This is a genomic window from Acinetobacter sp. 70_2, assembly GCF_056736115.1.
Genome location: NZ_JBWZIP010000015.1, coordinates 1,041,322 through 1,055,769 on the forward strand (window position 1 = coordinate 1,041,322; position 14,448 = coordinate 1,055,769).

9 protein-coding genes and 1 pseudogene are annotated in these 14,448 nt (G+C 35.7%); 9 read left to right on the forward strand and 1 reads right to left on the reverse strand.

Annotated elements, in window-relative coordinates:
• The first annotated feature begins 214 nt into the window (after positions 1-214).
• Together AC1PJ9_RS13955 and AC1PJ9_RS13960 are read left to right on the forward strand one after the other, a co-directional pair.
• Positions 215-2,194 (forward strand): ATP-binding protein, encoded by a 1,980-nt coding sequence (locus tag AC1PJ9_RS13955; protein ID WP_311087576.1) that lies wholly within the window; start codon positions 215-217, stop codon positions 2,192-2,194.
• A gap of 57 nt (positions 2,195-2,251) precedes the next feature.
• Entirely contained in the window at positions 2,252-3,772 is a 1,521-nt protein-coding gene (locus AC1PJ9_RS13960) for an SEC-C domain-containing protein (protein ID WP_311087577.1), read from the forward strand.
• 32 nt (positions 3,773-3,804) lie between these two features.
• On the opposite strand, the gene AC1PJ9_RS13965 is transcribed toward AC1PJ9_RS13960, so the two are convergent.
• A complete protein-coding gene (locus tag AC1PJ9_RS13965) occupies positions 3,805-5,250 on the reverse strand; it encodes a hypothetical protein (RefSeq protein WP_311087578.1) in 1,446 nt (481 codons plus the stop codon).
• A gap of 468 nt (positions 5,251-5,718) precedes the next feature.
• Between AC1PJ9_RS13965 and AC1PJ9_RS13970 the strand changes: the two are divergent.
• The 7 genes and pseudogenes from AC1PJ9_RS13970 to AC1PJ9_RS14000 all read left to right on the forward strand — a co-directional run.
• A pseudogene (locus AC1PJ9_RS13970) lies at positions 5,719-5,910 on the forward strand (indoleacetamide hydrolase); the annotation flags it as partial.
• Between the two features lie 681 nt (positions 5,911-6,591).
• Positions 6,592-7,653 (forward strand): HlyD family secretion protein, encoded by a 1,062-nt coding sequence (locus tag AC1PJ9_RS13975; protein ID WP_311087579.1) that lies wholly within the window; start codon positions 6,592-6,594, stop codon positions 7,651-7,653.
• Between the two features lie 24 nt (positions 7,654-7,677).
• Positions 7,678-9,225 carry a DHA2 family efflux MFS transporter permease subunit gene (locus AC1PJ9_RS13980; protein WP_004701515.1) on the forward strand — a complete coding sequence of 516 codons (1,548 nt, stop codon included), beginning with the start codon at positions 7,678-7,680 and terminating at the stop codon, positions 9,223-9,225.
• Positions 9,226-9,412: 187 nt separating this feature from the next.
• Entirely contained in the window at positions 9,413-10,201 is a 789-nt protein-coding gene (locus AC1PJ9_RS13985) for a hypothetical protein (RefSeq protein WP_171057761.1), read from the forward strand.
• Complete coding sequence (locus AC1PJ9_RS13990) at positions 10,198-11,784, forward strand: GH3 family acyl-acid amido synthetase (protein ID WP_311087580.1); 1,587 nt, start codon at positions 10,198-10,200, stop codon at positions 11,782-11,784. Before AC1PJ9_RS13985 ends, AC1PJ9_RS13990 begins: the two co-directional genes overlap by 4 nt.
• Positions 11,781-13,109, forward strand: a complete 1,329-nt coding sequence (locus AC1PJ9_RS13995; protein ID WP_311087581.1) for a TolC family protein — start codon at positions 11,781-11,783, stop codon at positions 13,107-13,109. Before AC1PJ9_RS13990 ends, AC1PJ9_RS13995 begins: the two co-directional genes overlap by 4 nt.
• Positions 13,102-14,265, forward strand: coding sequence for a hypothetical protein (locus tag AC1PJ9_RS14000; protein WP_311087582.1), 1,164 nt, complete (start codon positions 13,102-13,104; stop codon positions 14,263-14,265). The genes AC1PJ9_RS13995 and AC1PJ9_RS14000 overlap by 8 nt, the downstream gene beginning before the upstream one ends.
• The last annotated feature ends 183 nt before the right edge of the window (positions 14,266-14,448 follow it).

Below are 14,448 nucleotides of genomic sequence, written 5' to 3' on the forward strand. Positions count from 1 at the left end.
AACTTATTCAAGATATTGTTTAGTACCTGTTGCCAATGCCCAAGAAGTCATCTCAAATCTTTTCATAAAAAAGTCATTTATTGATAAAATCTTGAAATAACCATAATTTTTAGTTAATAAAGATTAAAAATAATCAGATTTAAGTGTTCCACACCACTAAATCATAGGTTACATTATGTATGTTATTGCTTATTAAGTTATTACTGTGAATGACATGACTACAAAAATACAAAATCTTAAACCTATAAAAATTGTTGCTATGCCTGGGCATATAAAAACTTTAACAGAAGCATCAGCAACAAAGGCTTTAAGTGAGTTAATTTGGAATGGCTTTGATGCATCCTCTCAGATTGTTACTGTAACGCTCAACTATAATTCTATGGAAGGTCTTGACTCAATTGTAGTTGAAGATCAAGGAAGTGGTATACCTTATAAAGATGTTGAATTATTTTTTGGAGGAATTGGTGATTCTTGGAAGAAAATAAAAAAAAATACATACCATCACCCATTACATGGACAGAATGGTAAAGGGCGTTTTAAAGCTTTTTGCCTAGGTGCAGATCTTGAATGGAAAACCACTTTTGAAGATCAAACGGCTTATGGCACTTATTCAATAATTGGTAATCATAATAAAATTGAAGAATTTAAAACAAGTGCAGTGGAAAAAAATAAAAATGGTAAAAAGGGTACCAAAGTTACTATTTCGAATCTGCATAAAAAAGCAAATGAATTATTAAAAGAAAAAACACGAAATGAACTTACAAAAAGTTTTGCAGTTTTCCTTACAGAATTCCCACATCTAGAGCTAAATTTCAATGGCTCTAAAATTGATCCAAAAAGTGTACAAAATTATTCCAAGGATTATGATTTAACTGAGGAGTGTGCTGAAATAACAGCCCATCCTGTTAAATTGACTATTATTGAATGGAATATTGAAACTGAGCGAGTAATCAATTTATGTTCAGCAAAGGGAATTTCATTAGAAGAATATGAGCCTAAAAATAGGATTAAAGCGAAAGGTTTTAACTTTACTGCATATTTGAAAAGTGAATATTTTCAGGAATTAGAAAATACAGGGGGTTTATCATTAAAAGAACTTGAACCCACAGTAGGCAAGATTCTTGATATCGCTGTTTCTACAATCCAAGAACATTTCAGAAAGAGGATTGCAGAAAAATATAGTGGAATTGTTCAAGAGTGGAAAGACCAAAATATTTATCCTTATCAAGATAAAAATAGTTTCACTTCTGTAGAAAAAGCAGAACAAGAAGTGTTTGATATTCTTGCTGCGAATGTTCAGACATTCTTACCTAATTTTGAAAAAACTGAAAAGACTTCTAAGAAATTTATGTTTAAATTAATCGCTCAAGCTATTACTGAAAATCCTGAATCTGTTCAAAAAATTATTACTGAGGTTTTGGATTTAAAGAAAGAGGATCAAGATAAATTAGCTGAGCTTTTAGATAATACTACATTATCTTCAATTATTTCTTCTGCAACAATTGTGGCGAACAGATTAAATTTTCTTGATGAATTAGAAAATCTTTTATTTAATAAGCATACTAAAAAAGTATTCACTGAAAGGGACCAACTACACAAAATTCTAGAAAATGAAGCTTGGATTTTTGATGAACAATTTGCTTTATCACTCTCAGAAGAAAGACTTGAAAAAGTATTAGAGAAGCATATTTCTAAATTAGGTGATAGATCAGATGAAATCGATGTGAGTGATCCAGTAATATTACCCGATGGCCGCACTGGGCGTATTGATCTTATGTTGAATAAAGTAGATCAACCTCGTGACGGAGAATTCGACTATTTGGTAGTTGAGTTAAAACGACCAACTAAGAAGATTGATGCTGATGTTTTAAATCAAATTGAAAAATATGCTATTGCTGTTGCAGAGGATGAAAGATTTTTAAATGTTAAAGCTAGATGGACATTTTTAGCAATTTCTAATGAATTAGATGCCTATGCTACAAGAAAAGCTAATCAGCGAAATATGCCCAAAAGTGTTGTGTTTCAAGATGGTGAATTAAATATTACTGTTTTAGTAAAAAGTTGGGCGGAAGTGATTGCAAATGCAAGAGCTAAATTACAGTTTATTAATCAGCATCTTCAGTATGAAGTAACTCAAGAAAGCTCTCAGAAGTATTTAAAAGTGGCACATGCTAAGTTCATTCCTAAAATATAGGAATAGAAATTTTAATAAAATTATAAATTTTTTTATATATAAATAAAAGAGGTAATAATGTTAAAACCTATTTTTAAAAATGAAGGGGTTAATGATAGTGAAAGGCAAATGTCTAAACTATTAAATGATACATTTTTATCTTTATGGTCATATGTCGGACCTTGTAATGATAGGAATTTATCAATCAAAAATGAAGGAGTTGAAATATGTGATGCAATTGTAGCTTTTGGAAACAAAATTATAATTTTTTCGGATAAAGATAATAGATTTAATGAAAATAAAGATTTAAATATTTCATGGAAAAGATGGTACAAAGATTCTGTTAAAAAATCAATAAATCAACTACATGGAGCAGAAGGTTGGATAAGAACCTATCCAGATAGAGTTTTTTTAGATAAAAAATGTCAAAATAGATTTCCATTTGATTTAACGAGAAAAAATTTAGAGATTCATTTAGTAGCTTTAACCAAAAATACTATAGAACCCGCAAAAAAATATTTTAACCAGTTTGGGCGGGTAAACTCTGGAACATTTATACATATATATGGTTTAGATGAAAAAGGAGTTATGGAAAAGCCTTTCACATTAAATGATTTCAATCGTGAAAAAACTTTTGTACACGTATTTGATGAATACTCTATAGATCTTATTATAAAATATACAGGAACTATTTCAGACTTTATACACTATTTAACTTTTAAAGAAATTCTTATAAGAAAATATAATTTAAGTGGTTCAATGGGAGAGGAAAATTTTCTAGCTTTCTACCTATCTCAGAATCCTTCCTTATTGGCACGAAATGAACTTAATTTTGATGATTTTAAGCAGAATATACTATCAGATAATGCTATTTTTATAGGAGAAGATGCATGGGAAGCCTATCAAAATTCCTATAATTATACATTGAGAAAAATATTACTTGAGAAAAGTAAATATTGGGGTGAGTTAATAGCTAGGTTTTCAGATGCTATTGTAACAGCTAAGGTCGGAGAGGGGGCCGAACTTGATTTAGCAACTCATGAAATAGCAGTTAGAACATTAGCATCTGAGAATATAAGTTTCAGAGCATTGCTTAGTGATGCTTTCAAAGATAAATTTATGAATGTAGCAAAAAATATACGAAGTGCAAGAATTATTGAACCGATTCATTATAAGGATCTACTATATGTTTTCTTATTATTGCCAATAGATGAAAATGAAAGCTTCGAGGAATATGTAGTTAAAAGAAATGCTTATTCTCATGGATACAGTTTAGTAGCTAAATATTTAAAGCCCAAATATACTAAGGTTATAGTACTTGCCACTCAACCATTAGTTTCCGAAGGTAGAAGTGAGGGGGTTTATTTATTTGATTATCCAAAAATATTATCATATAAGGATAAAAAGAATGCTGAAAAATTAAGAAGAGAGCAGCATATTTTTAATGAGTTTACAACTTATAATGATATAACAAAAAATTATGACTCTCAAATTAAAATTGAAATAGGAAGAAATGATAAGTGTCATTGTGGTTCGAATTTAAAATATAAGAAATGCTGTTTAGATTCAGATAAATTATATAACATTAAATATACTTAAAAACACCATCGAGTGCTTTAATAGCAGATTATTTAAATATAAAATAATCTGCTATTAATATTATCTAATAACGATTTTTCATTTTTTAATACACTATCAATATTGTTGGTAATATCATTGCAATGCATGTCATCTAGTGTTTTTAAAAAGAAAATTTTATTATGATTTTTCATAATTTCTATGAGATTTAATATAAATGGATACCTTAAAGACGTCATGTAGAAATCTGAAACATCAATATAAATTGCTGCACATGTTTCATCATATTCAATTTGACTATACCTTTGATTAAAAATTTCACTGCTAATTTTACAATATGCAATAGTTTCTTTTATATCATCTATTTTTTTAGATAGATCAAATATATGAATATTTATAACTCTTGTTCTTTTATGGCTATACGAAATTAAATCAGGATATTCCAGAAGTTTTCTGAAATCACTAGTTCCTCCACGATTTTCACTGTTTAATTCGGTAAGATTAAAATTTTCACCATTATCAATTATTTTAATTTTTCTGCCAAAAAATTCTATTCTAATATTTCCTGCTTTGCCATGTAAAATGGCATTTGAACAAATTTCCAGAATAAAAGATCTTAATATATTACTTAATTCATTTATTCTATTATCTTTACAGTGATATCTTTTAAGATTATTGTTAATAAATTCTCCATGTAGACGAGTCAGTCCAATTTGAATGCGATTAGCTACAAGTTTACTTATATCTATATCTATACTATTCCCTTTTAAATAGTTTTTTACATTGGAGAATTCTTCACAATATGATTCATCTATGTTTGTAGACTGAATTATTGATGTGATGACAGGTTGAATTTTTTTTATAATAAATTCTTGTGTTTGTCTATTTATTCGATCAGCAAAATCAGAGACAACTTTGATAATAAGCCAATTTTTAAAATTAGTAAGAAATAACCCTTCCATTTCTCCACCATGAATAGGGTTATATGCTGTGGTTAGCCTATCTCTAATTTCTGGATTTTCAAGCTTTGTTTCTTGACTAATAAGTGTAACATTATGGTATATATTTTCATGAGCAATATTAGTAATTGTAATATTGCTCATAATTGTTTCTTGGCTATATGGAATACCTGTTCCATCTTGTAGGTTACAATTTACTATCTTATTACTTATTAATATATCGCCTATTTGGGTCAAGTTAGGATTTCCCCAACATACACCTGCTAAAATTGTTAATATTGGTTGAGGGAAGTCTTCATTAGTCAATATTAAATTTGCATTTCTACCAATTGAACCTTCTCTGGTAAAACCTAAACTACCGTTAAGATGTAAAATAATTTTACCTCCTATCAATCCTATCTTTCCAGAAATACTAGAGTTGATTTGTATTTCACATTTATTCTCAAATAACTCATTAATGGTATCTGTTTCCCTCTGATTTGATGTCAGAATTAGGATGTACTTATTATCTATAGAATTTTTTAATGATTTAATATTCATAATTTTATTACGCCACTACAGTAAACCTAACCAATCTTTTGCTTCACGTCATCAGAGCGTCTTAAATTATATTATACATTTAAATGATCCCCCATCAGGCATTATCCTTATGCAAACAATGATCTTCAACAATCAACCAGCCAAGAATTTTCACCATTATCTACAAGATCAATATAATTATTACCTTTGTAAACAATAGCTTATTTGTTAAAAAACTTCAACAAATTCCAGAAAGAATAATCGCTCAAAATTTCCAGAGACTGGAGGATATTATCACGAAGGCTTGAGAGTTCTTGTATATAATCCAAATCAAGTGTATTCAACGATTTCGCTTTACCATCTTTTAAGGGGATGATTTTAACATCGGCTTGTGGGGCTACTTATGACAGTAATTGTTAGGGAACTTTCTTCGAGACGAAAGACGGCTTCGGCAGTGGTAATAATTGTTCATCTATTATCAAATGTGGCTTTTTTAATTTTTTTCGAAATACAGACCCCGGCAGTAATATTGGAATACCGGGACTGAGCTTACCTATTGGAAAGGGCGCGAAATCAAAACTGCCAGTTGGATTTGAAATAGATGGTCTAGCTCATCAAGATAGTGAGCTGCTTGCGATCGGAATAACTCTAGAAGAAATTTTCAAACGTTTAAATCAATAAAAAATCACTTAAAATACTATTTTTAAAGGTTTGTTTTTGCTTTTAAATAATGGCTTTGAGATTGTTTTCTGCTTTTATTTTATCTGGAAAAATATAAGTCACTTTACTCGGTAGAGTGACTTAATTATTAAAAATTACCGTTTATCATCTTTAATGATTTTGTTAGATTTCTTATTGTTGTTTTTAAAAATATAATATTTATAAATTATATATATTCTATGTGTATAAGTATGAGAATTTTGATTGTTAACTCATTTTTAAATTGCATGTTATTTTAATTAATAATACTTAAATATTACACAATAAAACTTATTGTTAACATTTTTGCAATAAATTAACCGATTTGGAGGTTTTAATAAAATATAAATAATTTTAGTAATTTGTTAATTAACAAATATTTATGTTTGATTTTTAAATCGATTTATTAAGAGAAATCTATCGTAATTAGAATTAAATATATTTTAAATATAGTTTATATAACATGATTTATTGACATAAATAGAAAAAATATATGGCAAAGAGGTCAATGATATTTAATTCACTTCAGAACCATAATTTGCACCAAATTTTACGCTGTCACGATTCATTGAATAAAACCAAGTGAAAAGTTACGTAAATAAGAAACCAATAATTTTATTGGCTTAAATAAAAAATCGAATATTACAAATAAGCGGAATGAATATGGATAACGTAGCTCAGCTAGAAACTGATACTAATTTCCAAAGTCGAAAGAAAATAACATGGGGTGTTTTTAGTGTCCTGTTGTTATTTTTAGTTGCTGGTATCGTATATTATTTTTTTGTATACCGATTTTATCAATCTACTGATAATGCTTATGTGCAAGCCGATGTAACTTGGGTTATGCCAAAGATTTCAGGTGAAGTGATGGAGTTATTAATTAATGATAATCAGGTGGTAAAAAAAGGGGAAACTTTAGCGGTATTAGATCACCGCGATTATCAAGCTCGTTATGATCAAGCCCGTTCTGTGGTCAGCTTAAAAGAAGCCGCACTAGGTGTACAACAACAAAATGAAAAGTCTGCTAAGTCATCAATTACAGAAGCAAATAGTGGTGTAGTGGCAGCACAAGCCGATTTAACTCGCTTAAGAAAAGAGTTTGAGCGTTATCAAGACTTATTAAAAGATGGCGTGATTACCCGACAAAACTTTGAGGGTATTCAGTCTCAATATTTAACCGCTCAAGCACAGCTCAGTAAAGCACAAGCCGCCGTAAATGCAGCAGAAGCTCAATTGGGGAGCTTACAAGCCAGTCGAGCACAGCTTTTAGCAGATATTCAAAGTGCCAATGCAAATTTGAATCTCTATCAGGTCGATCTGACTTCCTCAAAAGTGGTGAGTCCTGTAAGCGGTAAAATCGGTAGTCTTGCAATTCAAAAAGGCTCACGTGTTTCTCCACAAACCCGCTTAATGGCAATCATTCCTGAAAATAGTTTGTATGTACAAGCGAACTTCAAAGAAACCCAAATTGAAAAAATGCATGTTGGTCAGAAGGTAAAGTTAAAACTTGATGCCTATCCGAGCCTCACCTATACCGGAACAATTGAGAGTTTTTCACCAGCTTCAGGTGCAACTTTCTCACTAATGCCACCAGACAATGCAACAGGCAACTTTAACAAAGTTGTACAGCGTATTCCTGTACGTATTGCCATAGATTCAAGCCCGCATATTGATTTGATTAAACCTGGAATGTCGGTGAGTGCCACCGTTGACCTAAGAACTTAATAAAAAAATTTAGGTAATAAGAAAATGAATAAGCATGTTGAAGCCGAGTGGAGGTTTCCTGCAAAAACTGCATGGGCAATTTTTGCTGCCATGATTTTTGGCAACTTCATGGCGATTCTTGATATTCAGATTGTGGCGAGTTCTCTAAACGAAGTTCAAGCCGGTATGAGCGCAAGTCGTTATGAAGTCACTTGGGTACAAACGGTTTATTTAATTGCTGAAATTATTGCAATTCCCATGTCGAGTATTGTCTCGCGGGTGCTTTCAACACGGGTGTATTACACCATTTGTGCAATTGGTTTTACGGTGAGTTCTTTACTTTGTGCTTTGTCGTGGAACTTGGAAAGTTTACTGGTGTTCCGTGGCATTCAAGGCTTTATGGGCGGCGGGATGATTCCGACTTCAATGACGGCGTTGTACTTACTGTTCCCCGAACCAAAACGGTCATTGCCTTTGGTCATGTTTGGCATGATCAGTACTTTAGGGCCAGCGATTGGCCCAACCATTGGCGGTTGGCTTACCAATAACTTCTCATGGCACTGGATGTTCCTGATCAATATTATTCCGGGCATTATCATTGCCACGGTCATTTACTCAGGCCCAAATATCGACCGAGCGAACTATTCACTCATCAAAAGCATGGACTGGTTTAGTCTGGTCGGTATGGCGATGTTTTTGGGTGGGCTTGAATATTTCCTCGATGAAGGCGCGCGCCATGACTGGCTTGCAGACACAGGCGTTCGTATTGCTTTTATGGTCTGCCTGATAGGCGGCATGATTTTCTTCTCTCGAAGTTTTACCCAGCCTAAGCCTTTGCTCGATTTATCGGTATTTAAAAACAAAAACTTTACCTTAAGTGCCATCACAACGTTTGTGATCGGTATGGCGCTGTATGGCTTGGGTTACATGATTCCCGTGTTCCTTGGGCAAGTCCGTGAAATGAACAGTAGCCAAATTGGTCATGTCATGATGGTGACAGGCATTGTCATGTTTTGCTTTGCGCCGTTCCTTGCTTGGCTCATTCCTAACTTTGATACCCGCAAAACCGTATTTGTCGGAATGGTTCTGGCGGGCTTTGGTGTTTGGCTCAATTCGCACCTCAGCATTCACAGCGATTACGACTTTATGTTCTGGCCGCAAATATACCGTGGTATTGGTCTTATGATCTGCCTAATTGTGGTGTCGCATTTGGCGATGAGCACTTTGCCACTCAGTAAAGTGGCCGATGCCAGTGGTATTTATAACCTCATGCGCAATATCGGCGGTGCGGTTGGACTGGCGCTTATTAACTCATCCTTAGACTGGCTGACCGCTATGCATGTCACCCAAATTAATCAGGCGATGACACCGCAAAACTGGATTTTTACAGAACGACTCGATCAGCTCACGGCGCAATATCAAGAAGTCGGTGCAAATGCTCAGCAAATCGCGCTGAGTGTGATTTATCGCGACATTCATTTTCAGGCACTGACATCTAGCTTCAATGATTTATTACGCATGCTCGCAATCATCATGTTTGTGACCGCCTTTTTAACCATCTTTATGGACAGGGGGAAGAAAATGAATATGTAAATTTTTAGCAGTAAAAGACAGCTTTTAAAGAATGAAAACAATAGGGCATATCAAAACGTATCCCTTCTTAGAAAAAGAACATTTATACGAGTTTCTAACATCGCCGTACGAGCGAGCGGAACTCACAGATCTGGATGTGGGAGATTAAAGTATTATGATTAATACAACATATAAACTGATTTCAAAATTGAACCTGAAAAACACAACTTATGGGCAATATTTTGAAAGAGAGCAAATTGATACTGATCGACTAAAAGTGATGTATTCCATTTACGAACAGTATTATGAAAATACCAGATTTTCTATTTTTGTAGACGATTTTAAAAATAAAAGCGGTGCGATCTTAATTTTTGACTCTGAGACAGATGAGATTGTCGGTTTCTCGACTGTGGTGGTGCAGCACTTCTACTTAAACGGTAAAGACTACACCGTGTTGTTTAGCGGTGATACGGTTATTTTGAAGAAGTTCTGGGGCACGCGTAGCTTACAAAGTACCATGCTCAAACTTATGATTAAGCTTCGAATCAAATATCCTTTTAACGAACTCTATTGGTTACTCATTTCTAAGGGCTATAAGACCTATCTATTACTTGCCAATAACTACTATGTCTATTACCCAAACATTAAAGATGAAAACCAACACCTTTCGGAAGTGGTTGAGCACTACTGTGAGAAATTCTTTGGTGAATATTACGACCGTGAAGCTGGTTTACTCAACTTTGGTGATGACTATCAGCCACTAAAAGGTGAAGTTGCACCTATTACCGCCGAAATGAGAGAAAAGAATCCAAACATTCATTTCTTTGAACAAAAAAATCCAACTTGGAAAGCCGGAACAGAACTGCCGTGTATAGGTCGTCTGGGCTGGAAAGATATTGCCCGTTTCCCAGTCAAGCTCATGACGAAGCCGACCAGTAAAGGAAAGTTTGAGGCCTGTGTAACCCATAAAACAAAACGTAGAGAGGCTATCCAATGAAATCTAATGAATGGCTGACTCTCGGCTCGCATCTTATTTTAAAAAAATGGTGTGATGCATCTGACCGTAACTTCCAAAAGCAGTTTAATGCCTTAGAGACCACACAACGTCAAATTTTGCATTCGATATTACAGACTTCTACCTTTGCCAAAGATAAAAAGGTTCAAAACTATGAGCAGTTTGTAAAAGCCTTTCCTGCGACTCGCTATAGCGCATGGCGAGAAGACATTCAGCGTTACCGTGAACAAAAGCTTTCACTCTCTAGTAGTAAGTTGGTTCGTTTTCAGCCGACAAGTGGTTCGAGTGAACAAATCAAGTTTATTCCATATACCAAGCTGTTTTTAGATGAGCTTGACCATGCGATTGCGCCGTGGATGGCAAGCTTATACCGTAAATGCCCACAGTTGAGTTCGGGTACACATTACTGGTCAGTGTCATGGTTGCCTGAAAGTCAGCGTGAAGTTTTAAAAGATAAAAACTTAAATGATGACAGTGCGCTACTTGGCGTAGGTAAACGCATACTGTCTAAGTTTACCCAAGCCGTTCCAAGTAACGTTGCCTTTGCAGCCAATGCGGACGATGCACTGTTTGCCACCATTTGTTATTTGGTCGCAAACCGTAATTTAGCCATGATTTCGGTATGGAGTCCAACTTTTGCGCTGCAATTGCTTGAGCGTTTGGAGTTACTACAACAAGACGTGATAGAGGTGCTTAACAGCGGTAAATGGGGTAATCGTCAGGCTTCACTAAAAGAAGTGACCGCACCGCATAGCCCTGAAAGTGCTCAAGCATTAATTGCAAGTTCAAACGGCGCACAGATCGACTTTAAAAAACTTTGGCCAAAGTTAAGTTTAGTGTCGAGTTGGGATACCGCAGGTTCAAAAGCTTGGGCAGAAAAATTAAAAGAGAAATTACCCAGTGTTCAGTTTGAAGGCAAAGGGTTATGGGCAACGGAAGGTGTAGTGACCATTCCCTATAACAACCAATACCCATTGGCCTACCAAAGTCATTTCTATGAGTTTGAATACTTAGAGGGTGAGAAACAAGGCCAAATCGTTCCTTCATGGCAGCTTAAACAAGGTGATGTGGTGAGCCCACTCATTACTTCTGGTAACGGATTGCTTCGTTACTGTCTAGATGACTGTTTACGAGTCACTGGTTTTTTAGAGCAAATCCCGTGTTTTGAGTTCCAAGGTCGCCGTTTTGGTGTAGATCTGGTTGGTGAGAAACTTGCACCTGAAACCGCTCAACAGTTGTTGTCTCAGTTAAATGAAACGGAATCGAAAGCGATTTCTTTGCTTGCGATTGATACCCAACAACAAGTTAAACCATTTTATTGCGTGCTTTTTGAAGGCGACATTCATCACAGCATTAGCAATGAATATATCGACAGTATTTTACGTCAAAACTTCCATTATGAACTTGCACGAAACTTGGGGCAGCTCGACCAGCCTCAAATTCGCCAAGCCAATAATGGCTGGAATGCGTATAAGCAACTGGTCATGTTTGATGGGATTATCGAAGGCAATATCAAACCTGAGCCACTTAAAAAAGTCACCCTCAATAGTTTGGAACAACTATGAAAGGGATGAAGTCATTTAATACTCGATTTTTAACACTTCGACACGCCTTGTATTTAGGCGTGTTGGTTGTGTCGAATACACAGGCCATGACTTTAGACGAGGCTTTGTCTGCTAGCTTAAGACATGAAAGTCAGCTTGAAGTCAGCCGTTTAAGCGTAAACCAGTCCACCGCTATGCTTGAACAGGCTAAACAGCGTGATGGACTCAAAGTCAATTTAGTCGGTCAACTCGACTATGAAAGAATAGATACGCCGCCAAAAGTCATGTTTCCAACCGAAGGAAACCGTAAAGGACGAAGTTTGCAGTTACAGGCAGATTATCCGATTTATACCTCTGGGCGGCATCGTTTGGGTGTAGATATTGCCGAGAGTCAGCTTTCTGCCCAACACCAAGGTTTGTCAGATCAACGGTCGGAAACCATTTTAAATACCGTTATGGTGTATACCGACGTATTAAAAAAGAAAGCCATTTTAGAACTTAGACAGAAGACTATGGCAAACTTGCAACGGTCTTTATATGAGTCAAAGCGCCGTTTTGATGTCGGTATGATTACTCGTGCAGACTTGGCTCAAGTTTTGGCACAAGTTGCACAAGGTCAAGCCGATATTACACAGGCGCAGTCTAATTTGACCGTAAGTGAAGCGCAGTTTTATCAAGTAACTGGTACAACACCTGACAAGCTTGTTGCAATTAAACAATTGCCTGCTATACCGAATGGGCTAGATGAGATTTTAGCGCAAACCAAGAACCATCCGGCTTTAATGCGCGCTAAATATGAAATGCAAGCCGCAGAGAAACAATATGCTTTAACTAAACGGGAACTCTGGCCAACAGTTATGCTGACCAGCCGTGCTGGAAAACAGGATGAAGCGAGTTATATTGGTTCTGAAAGTAACAACTATATGGTCGGGTTACAGCTCAATGTACCGCTCTATGACGATGGTTTAAATCGCGCCAATGTTAAAAAAGCGCAGGCTGATATCGATTTGGCTCATCAGAAAATACGAAGCCTTGAACTGGACTTAAATAAGCGTACCCGTACCACCTATGCGCAGCTTCAAACCATCCGACAAAATAAAGATGCACTTGCAAATGCCATAGAGGCAGCGTCTATTGCCTTTGTCTATACACGTAAAGAGTTTGATGTCGGCACCAAAACCACTTTTGATTTGCTGAATACCGAGCAGAAGCTACTCGATGCACAAACCCAGAAAACCGTAAATGACCAAGACGAAGTGGTATTTGTTTATCAGCTACTCGATCAAATGGGACGTTTAAACAGTTTGGTTCCTATACAGACCGCACAACAGGTGAATAATGAATAAAACAAATCCACCACTCGTAGAAAATACCCTGATTACCCGTGAAGCAACTTTGGCAGATGACGAGGCTTTACGAGAGTTAATCGCCGTACCGATGACCACCAAAGGCATACAAATTAGCTTTCAGCGTGAACCGAGTTATTTTAAGGCGTCCGATATTGTCTATCGGCATAAACTGCATGTTGTAATTGAAGACACCGAGAGTCAAAAGAAGCTCGCTTGTTATAGCAATGGATATCGTCCTTGTTATGTCGATCGGAGCGTTCAAAACTTGCGATACGCTGGCGACTTACGGGTAGATCATAGCTATCGGGGTAAATCACTGGTGAAGGTATTAGCCAAGCATGTAAAACAGACCATGCATGCACCGAACTTTAGCCAAATGATTATTTTTGATGATAACCATGCTGCGCGCGCCGCTATACAAACGGGTAAAACGGGAATGCCCGATTATTATGATGAAGGACTTATAGAGACACTCAGCCTGACGAGTACAGGCGCAAAACGAAAAATCACGGCTTTTCTAAAGCAGACTTCTAAACAGATTCATCTTCAAGAGATCCGTACATGTACAGCCGAAGCCGAACATGTACCAGCCATGAATCAGTTTATTCGCGACATGGCAGAACACTATAACTTTATACCTGCCTATAACTTCGAAGAACTTGCCCAAGGTCATCAGTATTTTTCAGGCATAAAACTCTCAGACTTTTCACTTTACTTTAAGGGCGAAAAACTGGTGGGTATGTTTGGCTTGTGGGATCAGCATAGTATTAAGCAAACCAAAATTCTAAATTATAGCTCGGCTATAGGTGTGCTTAGACCCGTTTACAACTTGCTAACCCCAATTACCAAAGGCATGCGTTTGCCTAAACTGGGTGATTCTATTCAGTACCATGTGCTGCATACACTTATGTGCCATCCCGAAGATTTGGCTTTGCATCATAAAATGCTCGAAGATGCCTATAACCAGTCAAAACAACAGGGCGTTGGTGTGGTGAGTTTTACGCTTTCCCATAAAGACCCACGTTATCAGTTAAATCAGTTCTATAAAGGTGAGCGTTTAACGGGTATGCATGGTTTTATTAGTTATGAGGGCGACCCAAGACCAAATTTTGATAAAAACCTGATTCCGTACTTAGAAGTTGGGCGTATTTAACCCTTATATAGCTTCACCGTAGGTCATGAATGCGCAAAAATTTGCTCAATTCTTAAGAGTGTTAAATAGATTTGAGCAAATATATGCGCAAAATGATGAATGTTCGCTAGAGCAAGAGACTTTTTAATAGTGATTTTGATTACGTTACAAAATCAAGATAACTCGTTTGGGATTTAATAAATC